Origin of the sequence: Streptomyces sp. NPDC048211 (assembly GCF_043202315.1) — a bacterium.
GTDB lineage: Bacteria > Actinomycetota > Actinomycetes > Streptomycetales > Streptomycetaceae > Streptomyces.
In genome coordinates this window covers 1,057,857-1,071,168 of the sequence record NZ_JBIDAD010000001.1, presented here as the reverse complement: position 1 = coordinate 1,071,168, position 13,312 = coordinate 1,057,857, and the positions used below count along the sequence as shown (strand labels likewise).

At 72.2% G+C, this 13,312-nt stretch carries 13 protein-coding genes; 7 read left to right on the top strand and 6 right to left on the bottom strand.

What is annotated here, in order from left to right:
- Nucleotides 1–78 precede the first annotated feature (78 nt).
- A complete protein-coding gene (locus ACGFZA_RS04965; protein ID WP_030916057.1) occupies nt 79–372 on the bottom strand; it encodes an MTH1187 family thiamine-binding protein in 294 nt (97 codons plus the stop codon).
- On the bottom strand, nt 369–719 hold the full coding sequence (locus ACGFZA_RS04960) for a DUF3817 domain-containing protein (protein WP_266782985.1): 351 nt from the start codon (nt 717–719) through the stop codon (nt 369–371). The genes ACGFZA_RS04965 and ACGFZA_RS04960 overlap by 4 nt, the downstream gene beginning before the upstream one ends.
- A 244-nt stretch (nt 720–963) precedes the next feature.
- Between ACGFZA_RS04960 and ACGFZA_RS04955 the strand changes: the two genes are divergently transcribed.
- The 4 genes from ACGFZA_RS04955 (at nt 964) to ACGFZA_RS04940 (ending at nt 3,594) form a co-directional block, all read left to right on the top strand.
- Nucleotides 964–1,596, top strand: a complete 633-nt coding sequence (locus tag ACGFZA_RS04955) for an AIM24 family protein (RefSeq protein ID WP_393677641.1) — start codon at nt 964–966, stop codon at nt 1,594–1,596.
- Entirely contained in the window at nt 1,596–2,246 is a 651-nt protein-coding gene (locus ACGFZA_RS04950; RefSeq protein WP_393677153.1) for an AIM24 family protein, read from the top strand. The genes ACGFZA_RS04955 and ACGFZA_RS04950 overlap by 1 nt, the downstream gene beginning before the upstream one ends.
- Nucleotides 2,243–3,004, top strand: a complete 762-nt coding sequence (locus ACGFZA_RS04945) for an AIM24 family protein (protein ID WP_385275964.1) — start codon at nt 2,243–2,245, stop codon at nt 3,002–3,004. Before ACGFZA_RS04950 ends, ACGFZA_RS04945 begins: the two co-directional genes overlap by 4 nt.
- Before the next feature lie 113 nt (nt 3,005–3,117).
- Nucleotides 3,118–3,594, top strand: coding sequence for a MarR family winged helix-turn-helix transcriptional regulator (locus ACGFZA_RS04940; protein ID WP_385275967.1), 477 nt, complete (start codon nt 3,118–3,120; stop codon nt 3,592–3,594).
- 13 nt (nt 3,595–3,607) lie between these two features.
- Here ACGFZA_RS04940 and ACGFZA_RS04935 read toward each other — a convergent pair whose 3' ends face one another.
- Nucleotides 3,608–5,044: an ATP-binding protein gene (locus ACGFZA_RS04935; RefSeq protein WP_393677150.1), complete on the bottom strand. Its 1,437-nt coding sequence runs from the start codon at nt 5,042–5,044 to the stop codon at nt 3,608–3,610.
- Nucleotides 5,041–5,700, bottom strand: a complete 660-nt coding sequence (locus ACGFZA_RS04930; protein WP_385275973.1) for a response regulator transcription factor — start codon at nt 5,698–5,700, stop codon at nt 5,041–5,043. The genes ACGFZA_RS04935 and ACGFZA_RS04930 overlap by 4 nt, the downstream gene beginning before the upstream one ends.
- Nucleotides 5,701–5,821: 121 nt before the next feature.
- Here ACGFZA_RS04930 and ACGFZA_RS04925 point away from each other — a divergent pair, with 121 nt between their 5' ends.
- On the top strand, nt 5,822–6,394 hold the full coding sequence (locus tag ACGFZA_RS04925; RefSeq protein ID WP_393677148.1) for a PepSY domain-containing protein: 573 nt from the start codon (nt 5,822–5,824) through the stop codon (nt 6,392–6,394).
- Between the two features lie 73 nt (nt 6,395–6,467).
- Here the strand turns inward: ACGFZA_RS04925 and meaB are convergent, their stop codons facing one another.
- Both meaB and ACGFZA_RS04915 read right to left on the bottom strand, forming a co-directional pair.
- Nucleotides 6,468–7,427: a methylmalonyl Co-A mutase-associated GTPase MeaB gene (gene meaB / locus ACGFZA_RS04920; protein WP_385275978.1), complete on the bottom strand. Its 960-nt coding sequence runs from the start codon at nt 7,425–7,427 to the stop codon at nt 6,468–6,470.
- A 43-nt stretch (nt 7,428–7,470) separates the two neighbouring features.
- Nucleotides 7,471–8,673: an acetyl-CoA C-acetyltransferase gene (locus tag ACGFZA_RS04915; protein WP_385275981.1), complete on the bottom strand. Its 1,203-nt coding sequence runs from the start codon at nt 8,671–8,673 to the stop codon at nt 7,471–7,473.
- A 134-nt stretch (nt 8,674–8,807) separates the two neighbouring features.
- On the opposite strand from ACGFZA_RS04915, the gene mce reads away from it, so the two are divergent.
- Both mce and scy read left to right on the top strand, forming a co-directional pair.
- The gene (gene mce / locus ACGFZA_RS04910) at nt 8,808–9,236 is read left to right on the top strand and encodes a methylmalonyl-CoA epimerase (protein ID WP_136328730.1); all 429 of its coding nucleotides are present in this window, start codon (nt 8,808–8,810) and stop codon (nt 9,234–9,236) included.
- Between the two features lie 278 nt (nt 9,237–9,514).
- The gene (gene scy / locus ACGFZA_RS04905; protein ID WP_385275985.1) at nt 9,515–13,312 is read left to right on the top strand and encodes a polarized growth protein Scy; all 3,798 of its coding nucleotides are present in this window, start codon (nt 9,515–9,517) and stop codon (nt 13,310–13,312) included.

Genomic DNA, 13,312 nt, shown 5'->3' with positions numbered 1-13,312 from the left:
GTGCCGCCCGCCATGCAAAACGCCTCCGCCCTTCCCGCACGTTCGGGGAAAACGGAGGCGTCGGGCGCAGAGGCTTCGTCAGCCGGCCAGATACCGCTCCACCGTCTCGACCTTGGAGGTCAGACCGTCGGTGACACCCGGCCGGATGTCCGCCTTGAGTACGAGGGAGACCCGTCCCGCGCGCGCCTCCACGGCCGCGACGGCGCGCTTGACGACGTCCATGACCTCGTCCCACTCGCCTTCGATGGAAGTGAACATGGCGTCCGTGCGGTTGGGCAGCCCGGACTCGCGGACGACCCGGACGGCGTCGGCGACGTACTCGCCGACGTCCTCACCGACACCCAGCGGACTGACGGAGAAGGCGACGATCATGCGCTGACCGTACCTTCCCGGCGGGCCCGCGCGGCGATGACGCCGTCGGCCTCGTAACGCTTGAGCACCTTGTCGCCGTACAGACCGCCGAACGGGAGCACGCAGAGCAGGAAGAAGAACGCGACGCGCTTGAGCGGCCACTTGGTCTTGTTCCAGACGTCCAGCAGCAGGACGACGTAGATCACGAAGAGCACGCCGTGCAGCATGCCGAGCGGCATCATCAGGAAGTCGATGTCGGAGACCCGGCTCAGGACCGAGCCGAAGAGGATCAGTGCCGGGAAGGAGAGCGCCTCGGGAATCGAGATGAGGCGCAGCCGGTGCAGGGCGGTAGCGGTCTTGATGTCCACGGGGGCACCTTCGGTGGGAGGACGGTGACAGCTTGTGAACGCAGGCACAAGCGGCCCCCATTGTGGCATCGCCGCCCGCGGTGCCCGGCGGCGGGGGCGGCCCCGAACCGCCCGCCCGCAAGAGATACGTCCCGATTGCGTCCGGGTCCGGTACCGGATGCGTATCAGGGGTAGTTCAGGGGCCGGATAGCGCCGCGGACCCTGTTCCTGCGGCAGCCCCTGCCGCTACCGTCGCCGGGTGGCAATGTTCCGGCTCCAAGGCAGCAAGACGCTCGCCGTCGATCTGACCGGCGACGCCGTCAAGGCGAAGAACGGCTCGATGGTCGCGTACGACGGCCGGATGACGTTCAAGAAGATGACCGGTGGGGGTGAGGGCCTGCGCGGCATGGTGACCCGGCGGCTGACCGGCGAGCAGATGGCCGTGATGGAGGTGACCGGGCAGGGCACCTGCTACTTCGCGGACCGCGCGAGCGAGATCAGCCTCGTCTCCCTGCACGGCGACAAGCTGTACGTCGAGGCCAGCAATCTGCTCTGCACCGACGCCGGGCTGCGCACCGGCACCACCTTCACCGGGATGCGCGGCAGTGCGGCGGGCAACGGCCTGTTCACCACCACCGTCGAGGGAACCGGCCAGGCGGCGATCATGTCGGACGGCTCGGCCGTGGCGTTGCGCGTCTCCGCGCAGTACCCCCTCTTCGTCGACCCGGGCGCCTACATCGCCCACCAGGGCAGCCTCCAGCAGCACTTCCAGTCCGGGGTGAACTTCCGGACGCTGATCGGCGAGGGATCGGGCGAGTCCTTCCAGATCCGGTTCGAGGGCGAGGGCCTCGTCTACGTCCAGCCCAGCGAGCGGAACACGATCGGGGGCAACGTCTGATGCCGTTCCGTGAGATCAACTCGAAGATGGTCGAGGCGACGGTGGTCCCCGGCCAGAAGATGTTCAGCCAGCGCGGCGCGATGCTCGCCTACCGGGGCGAGGTGTCGTTCACGCCGAACATCCAGGGCGGCCAGGGCGGCGTGATGTCGATGATCGGCCGCCGGATGGCGAACGAGGCGACCCCGCTGATGACCGTCGAGGGAAACGGCACGGTGATGTTCGGCCACGGCGGCCACCACATCCAGGTGATCAACCTGACCGGGGACACCCTCTACGTGGAGGCCGACCGGCTGCTCGCCTTCGACGGGGCGCTCCGGCAGGGCACGATGTTCATGGGCTCGCAGGGCGGTGTGATGGGCATGGTGCGCGGCCAGGTGAGCGGGCAGGGCCTGTTCACCACGACGCTCAAGGGGCACGGCGCGGTGGCGGTGATGGCGCACGGCGGGGTCATCGAGCTGCCGATCACGCCGGGCCGCGCGGTGCACGTGGACCCGCAGGCGTACGTCGCGCACCACGGGGACGTGACCAACAAGCTCTCCACCGCGCTGGGCTGGCGCGAGATGGTGGGGCGCGGTTCCGGCGAGGGGTTCCAGCTGGAGCTCAGCGGCAGCGGTGCGGTGTACGTCCAGGCCTCGGAGGAGAAGCTGTGAGCACGCCTGTGGTCTTCGACCCGATGACGCTGCCGTCGGACGACAACGTCAACGCGTACACCTTCTGTGTGGAACTCAAGGGGAGCCAGTGGTTCCTGCAGAAGGGCAAGATGATCGCCTATTACGGGCGGATCGACTTCAACGGCATCGGCCACGGGCGCTTCCAGGGCCTGGTCCGTACGAGCTTCCACTCGCCGCTGCACGCGAGCGACTGGGTGGTGGCCGAGGGCAGCGGCAAGATGCTGCTCGCGGACCGGGCCTTCGACGTGAACTCGTACGACCTGGACGACGGGAATCTGACGATCCGGTCCGGCAACCTGCTCGCCTACCAACCGACGCTGGCGCTGAAGCAGTCGATCGTGCCGGGGTTCCTGACCCTGATCGGCACCGGGAAGTTCGTCGCCGCGTCCAACGGCCCGGTGGTCTTCATGGAGCCGCCACTGCGGGTCGATCCGCAGGCGCTGGTCGGCTGGGCGGACTGCCCCTCGCCGTGTCACCACTACGACCACGGCTACATGGCGGGCGTGCTGGGCGGGCTGCGGGCGTTCACCGGGATCGGGGGCGCCTCGGGCGAGGAGCACCAGTTCGAGTTCGTCGGCGCCGGTACGGTGCTGCTCCAGTCCACCGAGGTGCTGATGGCCGAGCAGCCCACGGGCACGGTGCCGCAGCAGGCGGGTGTCCCGGGCGGCGGTCAACCTGGGTCCGCACCCCGCGCCCCAGGTCAGCTGGGGGACCTCCAGCGTCGCTTCGGTTGGTGAGCGGTAGTCTGCGGAGTGTGACGTCGAACGTCTGCGCCCAGTCTGCGAGCGCGTGCCGGGCGTCACACCCCCTCACTTCGTCCAGCTTTCAACTTCTTAGGTAGAATCCATATATGGAGACCGAGACGGCCACCCGCTGGCTGAGCGACGCGGAGCAGTGCGCCTGGCGCACCCATCTGGACGTCGGCAGGCTGCTGACGCACCAACTGGAGAAGGACCTCCAGCCGTTCGGGCTGACGATGAACGACTACGAGATCCTCGTCAACCTCTCGGAGTCGGACGAGCAGCGCATGCGGATGAGCGACCTCGCCGGCGCCACGCTGCAGTCCAAGAGCAGACTCTCGCACCAGATCACCCGCATGGAGAGCGCGGGCCTGGTCCGCCGTGAGAACTGCGAGTCCGACCGCCGGGGGCTGTACGCGGTCCTCACCGAGACTGGCGCCGAGACGATGCGCAAGGTCGCACCGCACCACGTGGCCTCGGTCCGCAAGCACTTCATGGACCTGCTGACCCCGGAGGCCCTCGACCAGTTGCACGCGGCCCTGACCCCGGTCGCCGAGCACCTGCGCGGGCGGCGCGGCAAGCTCTGATCCAGCGGGGTGTTCACCGGGCGTCCGGCAGCCACAGCGCGAACCGGGCGCCCCGCTCCCCCGCCGCACCCGTCACGGTCAGCCGGCCGCCGTGCCGCACGGCCACATCGCGGGCGATGGCCAGACCCAGCCCCGCTCCGCCCTCGTCGCGGGTGCGGGCGTCGTCGAGGCGGACGAAGCGTTCGAAGATCCGCTCACGTTCCGCCTCCGGAACCCCGTCCCCGTCGTCGGTGACCTCGACGCCCACACCGCCGCCCCGCGTACGCACGGCGACCGCGACCGCACCGCGCGCGTGCCGCTCGGCGTTGTCCAGCAGATTGCCGAGTACCCGGGCCAGCTGGGCGCGGGATCCGGTCACCTCGAAGCCGCCGCCCTCCGGCACCGACACGGTCACCGGGATCCGGTCGCCGGTGCGCTGCGAGACCTCCTCGTGGACCAGCGCACCGAGATCCAGCCGGGCGGTTCCCGGCCGCTCCCCCGCGTCCAGCCGGGCCAGCAGCAGCAGACCGGCGGCCAGTTCCTGGAGCCGTACGGTGTCGGCGACCGCACCCGGCACGTCCAGCAGCTCCGGGTGCGCGGCGCCCACCTCCAGCTGGGTGCGCAGCGAGGCGATCGGGCTGCGCAGTTCGTGCGAGGCGTCGGCGACGAAGCGCCGCTGGCGGTCCACGGAGGCCTCCAGCGCGGTGAGCGTCTCGTTGGTCGTACGGGCCAGCCGTGCGATCTCGTCGCGCGAGCCGGGCTCCGGCACCCGCCGGCTCAGGTCCTCGGACGCGGTGATCGCGGCCATCTCGCGCCGGATGCCCTCGACCGGGCGCAGCGCCCGCCGTGTCACCAGCCAGGTCACCCCGGCGACGACGAGGAGCACGACCGGCAGCCCGGTCAGCATCGCGCCGCGCACACTGGCGACGGCCCGCTGCTCGGCGGCGAGCGGGGCGCCCGCGTGGACGGTCAGGGTGACTCCCGCCTCGTTCGTGGCCTCGACGGAGGCGAACCGGTAGTCGGCGCGGTCGCCGTCGACCGTGGCGGTGCCGTTGGCGAAGTCCGGGTCCTCGGTGGAGACCTCGCCGCGGGCGGGGCCGGCGCCGTCCGCCCCGTCGTCGTCATCGCCGTCGTCGTCCGCGCCCCCGCCCGAAGAGTACGGAAGGGGGGTGACCCGGTCCGTGCCGGTGCCGGAGATCGCCTCCAGGTCCTCGGAGACGGCCACCACCCGGCCGTCCTCGTCGGTCACCTGGACGGGATGGTCCTCCTCGTCGCCCGTCCTCAGCTCGTCGTACGGCACGTTCAGGGCCAGCTGCCCGGCGACCTCCCGGGCCGCCACCTCGGCCTGGAGGCCCGCCTGGCCGGTGAGGTTGGCGCGCAGGACGAGCAGGACGGCGAGCCCGGCGGCGGCGAGCGCGAGGGCCACGACCACGGTGGCACCGAGCGCCGCCCTGGCCCGTACGGATCTCACAGCGCCTCCAGCCGGTAGCCGGCGCCGCGCACCGTGCGGATGCGCGCCGCACCGAGCTTGCGGCGCAGGGCGCTGACGTACACCTCGACGATGTTCGGGTCACCGTCGTAGGCGAAGTCCCAGACGTGTTCCAGGATCTCCGCCTTGCTCACCACCTGGCCGGCCCGCAGCGCGAGCTGTTCCAGCACGGCGCACTCCTTCGCGGTGAGGGCGATCTCGTCCTCGCCCAGGTGGACCCGGCGGGCCGCGGTGTCCATGCGCAGGGTGCCGACGGTGACCACCGGCGAGGCGGAACCGCCCCGGCGCCGCAGCAGAGCCCGGACCCGGGCGACCAGCACCACGTAGCTGAAGGGCTTGGTCAGGTAGTCGTCGGCTCCCGTGTCGAGGCCCTCCGCCTCGTCGTACTCCCCGTCCTTCGCGGTCAGCATCAGGATCGGCATCCGGTGGCCGGCCGCGCGCAGGGCGGCGCAGATCCGGTAGCCGTTCATGCCCGGCAGCATGATGTCGAGGACGACGAGGTCGTACGCACCGTCGGAGGCCCGGTGCAGCCCCTCCGGGCCGTCGTGGACCACGTCCACGGCGAAGCCCTCGGCGGTGAGCCCCCGGGCCAGGGAGACCGCCAGCCGCTTCTCGTCCTCCACGATCAACAGGCGCATGTGCACAGCGTCGCAAACCGGAGCTGAAGAAGGCTTCAGGTGGCTTCAGCCTGCGTTCAGCATCCTCTCGGCAGGGTGGACCGCATCGCAACGGACCGGACCGATCGGGGAGGAAACCCTCATGAAGCGAAAGATCGTCATCGCCGCCGTCACCGCGGCCGTGCTCGTCGGCGGCGGAGCGGCCACCGCCGTGGCCTTCGCGGACGACGACGGCGACAGCGGCGCCCGGAGCAGCGCGGCGAGCGGCACCCCCGCCCGCGTCACCGTCGGCGAGGCGGCCTCGTCCGCCGTCCGGGCCGTCCCGGGCACGGTGACCGAGGCGGAGCTCGACGACGAGGACGGCGGCCTGGTCTGGGAGCTCGATGTGTACGGATCGGACAAGGTCTGGCACGACGTGACGGTGGACGCGGGCAACGGCAAGGTGCTCGGGAAGCGCCCGTCCGGCGACAACGGCGACCGCCACGCCCCGCGGTCGGCCCCCGTCACGCTCGACGCGGCGGCCGACGCCGCGACCGGGGCGTCGCGGGGCACGGTGACCTCGGTCGAGCTGGAGGGCCGCGACGGCAAGGCGGTGCGCTGGGAGGTCGACGTCCGGGACGAGGACGGCCGGGCGCACGAGCTGAACGTGGACGCTTCCTCGGCCCGGGTCACGGTGGACCGCTCGGACGACGGGCGCGATGCCGACGACGACTGAGGCGGGTGCGCGGGTGCCGTTCCCCGGTCCCGGTGCGGCCCGCACGCCGCGCCGGGACCGGGGTGCGGTGCGCTCAGGCCTCCCCGGTGAGCCCCGCCACCAGTTCGTCCGCCGCCGCGTACGGATCGAGGCCGCCGGCCACGATGCGTGCCGCGAGGGCGTCCAGGCGGCGGTCGCCGTGCAAGTCCCCGATGCGTTCGCGGAGCCGGGTGACGGCGATCGTCTCGACCTCGCGGGCGGCACGGGCCGTGCGCCGCTCGGCCAGGACGCCGTGCTCCTCCATCCACGCCCGGTGCTTCTCCAGGGCCTCGACGACCTCGTCGATGCCCTCGCCCCGGGCGGCGACCGTCTTCACGATCGGCGGCCGCCAGTCGCCGGGACCGCGGGACTCCCCGAGGCCCAGCATGTGGTTGAGCTCGCGGGCAGTGGCGTCGGCACCGTCCCGGTCGGCCTTGTTCACGACGTACAGATCGCCGATCTCCAGGATTCCGGCCTTCGCCGCCTGGATGCCGTCGCCCATGCCCGGGGCGAGGAGGACGACGGAGGTGTCGGCCTGGGAGGCGATCTCCACCTCCGACTGGCCGACGCCCACCGTCTCCACCAGGATCACGTCGAAGCCCGCGGCGTCCAGCACCCGGATCGCCTGCGGTGCCGACCAGGCGAGTCCGCCCAGATGGCCGCGCGTGGCCATGGAGCGGATGTAGACGCCCGGGTCCGAGGCGTGGTCCGACATCCGGACCCGGTCCCCGAGGAGCGCGCCGCCGGAGAACGGGGACGACGGGTCGACGGCGAGCACGGCGACCCGCTTGCCCTGCCGCCGGTAGGCGGAGACGAGCGCCGATGTCGATGTCGACTTGCCGACACCCGGTGATCCGGTCAGACCGACGACGTAGGCGCTGCCCGCCAGCGGCGCCAGCGTCGCCATCACCTCGCGCAGCTGCGGCGACGCCCCCTCCACCAGGGAGATGAGCCGGGCCACGGCCCGTGGCCTGCCCTCGCGGGCCTGCTCGACCAGGGTGGGGACATCCACCATCACCGCTCCGTTCGCTCACTCACTCGCTGCGTGGTCCTGCGTACTACTTGCCCGGAACGCGGATGATCAGCGCATCGCCCTGACCGCCGCCGCCGCACAGCGCCGCCGCACCGGTGCCGCCGCCGCGCCGCTTGAGCTCCAGCGCCAGGTGCAGCACCACGCGGGCGCCGGACATCCCGATCGGGTGGCCGAGCGCGATGGCGCCGCCGTTGACGTTGACCTTGTCCGAGGTGACGCCGAGGTCCTTCATGGACTGGACGGCGACGGCCGCGAACGCCTCGTTGATCTCGATCAGGTCGAGGTCCTCGACGCCGATGCCCTCCTTCTTCAGGGCGTGGCGGATGGCGTTGGAGGGCTGCGACTGGAGCGAGTTGTCCGGACCGGCCACATTGCCGTGGGCGCCGATCTCGGCGATCCAGTCCAGGCCCAGCGCCTCGGCCTTGGCCTTGCTCATGACGACGACCGCGGCCGCGCCGTCGGAGATCTGCGAGGAGGTGCCGGCGGTGATCGTGCCGTCCTTGGCGAAGGCCGGGCGCAGCTTGCCGAGGGACTCGACGGTCGTCTCGGCGCGGATGCCCTCGTCCTTGGAGAAGAGGACCGGGTCGCCCTTGCGCTGCGGGATCTCGACCGGGGTGATCTCGGCCTCGAAGAGGCCGTTCTTCTGGGCCGCGGCCGCACGCTGGTGGGACTGGGCACCGATCTCGTCCTGGGCCGCACGTCCCAGGCCGAGGCGGGTGTTGTGCTTCTCGGTGGACTCACCCATCGGAATGTTCTCGTACGCGTCGGTCAGGCCGTCGTACGCCATCGAGTCGAGCATCTCGATGGCGCCGTACTTGTGGCCCTCGCGGGACTTCGGGAGCAGGTGCGGGGCGTTCGTCATGGACTCCTGGCCGCCGGCGACGACGACGTCGAACTCACCGGCGCGGATCAGCTGGTCGGCCAGGGCGATGGCGTCGAGCCCGGAGAGGCACACCTTGTTGACGGTGAGCGCGGGGACGTTCATCGGGATACCGGCCTTGACCGCTGCCTGGCGGGCCGGGATCTGCCCCGCCCCGGCCTGCAGCACCTGGCCCATGATCACGTACTCGACCTGGTCGCCGCCGATGCCGGCCCGGTCCAGCGCCGCCTTGATGGCGAAGCCGCCGAGATCGGCTCCGGAGAAGCTCTTCAGGGAGCCGAGGAGGCGGCCCATGGGCGTACGGGCGCCCGCGACGATCACTGAGGTGGTACCGGTCGTTCCTGACATGAGGCGCAGCCCCTTGGATTGGTTGTGAACGAGGGTTTACTTGAATGTACTGAGCGGTACCGCGCCCGTCATCCGGCAACGGGTGTGATCGCGCGCACGTTGCGTAACCATGCTCCGAGCGCTGCACTGGTCCCATGCTGACGCGAATCGACCACATCGGGATCGCCTGTTTCGACCTCGACAAGACCGTCGAGTTCTACCGCTCGACCTACGGGTTCGAGGTGTTCCACTCCGAGATCAACGAGGAGCAGGGCGTACGGGAGGCCATGCTCAAGATCAACGAGACGTCGGACGGCGGCGCCTCGTACCTCCAGCTGCTGGAACCGACCCGCGAGGACTCCGCCGTGGGCAAATGGCTGGCCAAGAATGGGGAGGGCGTGCACCACATCGCCTTCGGCACCGCGGACGTCGACGCGGACGCCGCGGACATCCGGGAGAAGGGTGTCAGGGTGCTCTACGACGAGCCCAGGACGGGGTCGATGGGGTCTCGGATCACCTTCCTGCACCCCAAGGACTGCCACGGTGTGCTGACCGAACTGGTCACGTCCCGGACGGAGCACTGACCCGGGCCGATCCAGCGGGAGCCGGACAACAGCTTCTCAGGGATACCCGGCCCGGTAGAGTGGGCTGTTCCGGGCCGGGGCCGGGTCGGGGCCGCGCCGCGTCCCCAGCCGTTGATCTGTCACCATTCCCCCGGGGGGCCGTTCGCCGGTGAACGGTACTCGTTTGGAGTGCGCGATCAGGGTTGGGGTCTCCCCTGCTCAGTGGAGCATCCCCTGCTCGAACGAAGTTGAGAGCCTGGGGAAGAAGTTCAGAGCTCGGGGAAGGATGGGACCGCGCAGTGCGGGGCTACGAACGCCAGGAGAGCCACCGAGCTGAAGACGACCATCTCTCGCGGTTCGAAGCCGAGATGGACCGGCTGAAGACCGACCGGGAGAAGGCCGTCCAGCACGCCGAGGACCTCGGTTACCAGGTCGAGGTCTTGCGCGCCAAGCTGCACGAGGCCCGGCGCAGTCTGGCGACCCGTCCCGCCTACGACAGCGCGGACATCGGTTACCAGGCGGAGCAGTTGCTCCGTAACGCCCAGATCCAGGCCGACCAGCTGCGCAACGACGCCGAGCGCGAGCTGCGCGACGCCCGGGCGCAGACGCAGCGGATCCTTCAGGAGCACGCCGAGCACCAGGCGCGGCTCCAGGCCGAACTGCACAACGAGGCCGTGCAGCGCCGCCAGCAGCTCGACCAGGAGCTGGCGGAGCGCCGTCAGACCGTCGAGTCCCACGTCAACGAGAACGTGGCGTGGGCCGAGCAGCTGCGCGCCAGGACCGAGTCCCAGGCCCGCAGGCTGCTGGAGGAGTCGCGGACCGAGGCCGAGCAGGCGCTGAGCGCCGCCCGTGCCGAGACCTCCCGGCTGGCCGACGAGACGCGGCAGCGGCTCGGCTCCGAGGCCGAGTCCGCCCGCGCGGAGGCCGAGTCGATCCTGCTGCGCGCCCGCAAGGACGCCGAGCGGATGCTGGGCGCCGCCTCCAGCCAGGCGCAGGAGGCCACGGCCCACGCCGAGCAGCTGCGTACGTCGACGACGGCCGAGACCGAGCAGACCCGCCGGCAGACCACCGAGCTGAACCGGGCCGCCGAGCAGCGCGTGCAGGAGGCCGAGACGCAGCTGCGCGAGGCGCGCGTCGAGGCCGAGAAGGTGCTGTCCGAGGCGAAGGAGGCCGCGGTCAAGCGGCTGGCCGGCGCCGAGTCGCAGAACGAGCAGCGCACCCGTACCGCCAAGTCCGAGATCGCCCGGCTGGTCGGCGAGGCCACCAAGGACGCCGAGGCCCTCAAGGCGGAGGCCGAGCAGGCGCTCGCCGACGCCCGCGCCGAGGCGGACCGGCTCCGTGCCGAGGCGGCCGACACCGCGCGCACCGCCGCCGCCGAGGACGCCGCGGCCCAGCTCGCCAAGGCGGCCCGTGCCGCCGAGGAGGTGCTGACCAAGGCGTCCGACGACGCGAAGTCGACCACCAGGGCGGCGAGCGAGGAGGCCGACCGGATCCGCCGCGAGGCGGAGGCCGAGGCGGACCGGCTGCGCGGCGAGGCGGCCGAGCAGGCCGACCAGCTCAAGGGAGCGGCCAAGGACGACACCAAGGAGTACCGGGCCAAGACGGTCGAGCTCCAGGAGGAGGCGCGCCGGCTGCGCGGCGAGGCCGAGCAGCTGCGTTCCGAAGCGGTCGCCGAAGGCGAGCGGATCCGGGGCGAGGCCCGCCGTGAGGCTCTCCAGCAGATCGAGGAGGGCGCGAAGACCGCCGAGGAGCTGCTGGCCAAGGCCAAGGCGGACGCGGAGGAGCTGCGCGGCGCCGCGGGCACCGAGAGCGAGCGGCTCCGCAGCGAGGCCACCGAGCGGGCGGCGGCGCTGAAGAAGCAGGCGGAGGAGGCCCTGGAGCGGGCCCGCTCCGAGGCCGAGCAGTTGCGTACCGAGTCCGAGGAGCAGGCCCAGTCGGCGACGGCCGCTGCCGAGCAGGCGGCGGCGGAGCTGCGCGAGGAGACCGAGCGCGCGATCGCGGCCCGGCAGGCGGAGGCGGCCGACGAGCTGACCCGGCTGCACAGCGAGGCCGAGACCCGGGTCACCACCGCCGAGCAGACACTGGGCGAGGCGCGTACCGACGCGGAGCGCATCCGGCGCGAGACGAACGAGGAGTCCGAGCGGCTGCGCGCGGAGGCCGCCGAGCGGCTGCGCACGCTCCAGGAGCAGTCCGAGGCCGAGGCCCAGCGGCAGCGCGACGAGGCCGCGGCCGATGCGGCGCAGTCCCGCGCGGAGGGCGAGTCCGTCGCCGTACGGCTGCGCAGCGAGGCGACCGCCGAGGCCGAGCGGCTGAAGACCGAGGCGCAGGAGAGTGCCGACCGGGTGCGGTCGGAGGCGGCGGCCGCCGCCGAACGCGTGGGCACGGAGGCCGCCGAGGCGCTGGCCGCCGCCCAGGAGGAGGCGAACCGGCGCCGCCGCGAGGCCGAGGAGACCCTGGACGCGGCCCGTACCGAGGCCAACCAGGAGCGCGAGCGGGCCCGCGAGCAGAGCGAGGAGCTGCTGGCCTCCGCCCGCAAGCGGGTCGAGGAGGCGCAGGCCGAGGCCCAGCGCCTGGTCGAGGAGGCGGACGCACGGGCGACCGAGATGGTCTCCGCGGCCGAGCAGACCGCTCAGCAGGTGCGGGATTCGGTCAACGGGCTCCAGGAGCAGGCCGAGGCGGAGATCGCCGGGCTGCGCTCCACCGCGGAGCATGTCGCGGAGCGGACGAAGTCCGAGGCGCAGGAGGAGGCGGACCGGGTCCGCTCCGACGCCTACGCGGAGCGGGAGCGGGCCGGCGAGGACGCGGCCCGGGTCCGCCGGGTGGCGCAGGAGGAGACCGAGGCCGCGACGGCGATGGCCGAGCGGACGGTGTCCGACGCGATCACCGAGTCGGAGCGGCTGCGGGCCGACACCGCGGAGTACAGCCAGCGGATGCGTACCGAGGCGTCCGACGCCCTGGCGTCCGCCGAGCAGGACGCGTCGCGCAGCCGGGCCGAGGCCCGTGAGGACGCCAACCGGATGCGGTCCCAGGCCGCGGAGCAGGCCGACAGCCTGGTGTCCGAGGCCACGGCCGAGGCCGAGCGCGTCCGTAACGAGGCGGCGCAGCAGGCGGCCCGGCTCGGTGACGAGGCGGCGGGCGAGGCCGAGCGGCTGCGGGCGGAGGCGTCGGCGACCGTCGGTTCCGCGCAGGAGCACGCGGCCCGTACCCGCGAGGAGTCGGAGCGGCTGCGGAGCGACGCCGAGGCGGCCGCCGAGCAGATGCGCGCCGAGGCCCGGCAGGAGGCGGACCGGCTGCTGGACGAGGCGCGCGAGTCGGCGTCCAAGCGCCGTGCCGACGCCGCCGAGCAGGCGGACCAGCTCATCAACAAGGCCCAGGAGGAGGCGCTGCGCGCCGCCACCGAGGCCGAGGAGCAGGCCGACACGATGGTCGGGGCGGCCCGCAAGGAGGCCGTGCGGATCACCTCCGAGGCGACCGTCGAGGGCAACACCCTGGTGGAGCGGGCCCGGACGGACGCGGACGAGCTGCTGGTCGGTGCCCGCCGGGACGCCACCCAGATCCGGGAGCGGGCCGAGGAGCTCAGGACGCGTCTGGAGAGCGAGATCCAGGAGCTGCACGACCGCGCCCGGCGGGAGACGTCCGAGCAGATGAAGACGGCCGGCGAGCGCGTCGACAATCTGATGAAGGCGGCGACCGAGCAGCGCGAGGAGGCCGCGGCGAAGGCCAAGGAACTCCTGTCCGACGCCAACTCGGAAGCGAGCAAGGTCCGGATCGCGGCGGTGAAGCGGGCCGAGTCGCTGCTCAAGGAGGCCGAGCAGAAGAAGGCCAGCCTGGTACGCGAGGCCGAGAAGCTGCGGGCCGACGCCGAGGCCGAGGCCAAGCAGACGGTGGACGACGGGCGGCGCGAGCTCGACGTCCTGGTGCGCCGGCGCGAGGACATCAACACGGAGATCTCCCGTGTCCAGGACGTGCTGGAGGCGTTGGAGTCTTTCGAGACCCCCGGGGCAGGTGCCAAGGGCGCGGGTGCCGGTCCGCCCGGCGGTGCCAAGGCCACGGCCTCGGCGGGTACGCGTGCGGGCGGAAAGCAGTCGGATGGGTAG